The organism is Agrobacterium sp. ST15.13.013 (assembly GCF_027956525.1).
Classification (GTDB): Bacteria; Pseudomonadota; Alphaproteobacteria; order Rhizobiales; family Rhizobiaceae; genus Agrobacterium; species Agrobacterium salinitolerans.
The window spans coordinates 1-1,414 of the sequence record NZ_JAQKGP010000069.1 but is presented as its reverse complement, the minus strand read 5'-3'; the positions used below and the strand labels follow the sequence as shown (position 1 = coordinate 1,414).

The following is a 1,414-nucleotide window of genomic DNA, read 5'->3' as shown; positions in this document are numbered from 1 at the left end:
CACTACTTTGGCAGAATGCATTTTGGCGGTCTGAAGCGGATTCTGCAGTGCGGACATCGTTCTGGGGCTGACGCTGCCAGGAGGGTGTTTATGACCGCGCGTCGGATGGCTGGCAGTGTCGGTTTAGGCGGGCCGTGCCTCTTGGTTTTTTTCCCGCTTGGCCTGGTGTAGGCGCTGATGTTGCAGGAAGGCATAGGCGATCATTGTCATCAGCGCGTGTCGATGCAGACCTTGCCATGATCGGCCTTCGAAGTGATCGAGGCCGAGTTCTTCTTTCATTTGTTGATGCGCCTGCTCGCAGACCCATCGGGCTTTGATGGCAGCTGCCAGCTGCTTTAACGTTGCTTCGGCCGGCAGATTGGAGAGATAGTATTTGCGCTCGCCGTTCGAGCGCCATTCGCCCACCAGCCACGCCTCTTCGCCCGGCATATGCTGCTGTCCCTTGTCGAGGATACGTTGCGGACTACCATCAGCGATCCGAATGCGGAGCGCAGCAAAGCGCGCTGTCAGGCGACCTTTCGTGCCGCGACGCCAACTGACCTTCTTCCAGGAGGATGCTTCCAGGATCGTTTCGGCTGCCATCGACAGGGTGTCGGGGATCGAATGCTTGCGCGGTCTGCCATGACCGGAAACCGGAAAAATCAGGGCGACATCATGGGGGTAGACCTTTTGATGTTTGGGAATACCGACAGCCCATGTGAGGCCGCGTGCACTGAGCCCCTGGCGAAACGCGGCCGATAAACCATAGCCGGCATCGGCGAGCACGGTGCCAAACCGCACCCCCGCCGCGATCAGCCTGTCGATCTCGTCGAGCGCGATCGTCAGCTTGGTGCGGGATATACGCATCTCCTCGGGGACGCCAGCCTTCACCATCCGATCCTGGTTACTGGTCCAGCTTTCCGGCAAGAACAGTCGCAAACCAACCGGAACGGGAACCTCATCGCGTGCCAGCGTCAGCGATACCAACGTCTGGCAATTGGCGCGTTTGCCCAGCATCGAAGCATATTGCGGAGCGACCCCGACCGAATGATCACCCTTCTTCGGCAGACCCGTATCGTCGACCACCAGAAAGGCGTCTGAAGCTCCGACTATTCTGTCCGCCTGCACAGCCAGTTCAGTCTCAAGCGGACTGGCGTCCCAAATCCCATCCGAGATGAAATGATGCAGACGGTCGTAATGATCGGGCGCAAGGCGTTCCGCCATCGGTTCGATACTCTTGCGATCACCCGGTCCGATCAGGCCTGAAACATATACCGGGCACATCTGCCGCCGCTTCTTGTGACCAAGCTTCTCAACGAACGGCTTCAGCCAATCCGCCAGTGCAATATTCTGCTCCACCATCCACCGCACCCCTTTTTGAGGGGCCAAAGATGGCCGATTATCGTTAACCGTCAGTTAATCTGCCAAAGTAGTG

At 58.3% G+C, this 1,414-nt stretch carries 1 pseudogene; it reads right to left on the bottom strand.

Going from position 1 to position 1,414, the window contains the following annotated elements:
* Window positions 1-126: 126 nt before the first annotated feature.
* Window positions 127-1,341 (bottom strand): annotated as a pseudogene (locus tag PL597_RS25890) (IS701 family transposase); the annotation flags it as partial.
* Window positions 1,342-1,414 lie beyond the last annotated feature (73 nt).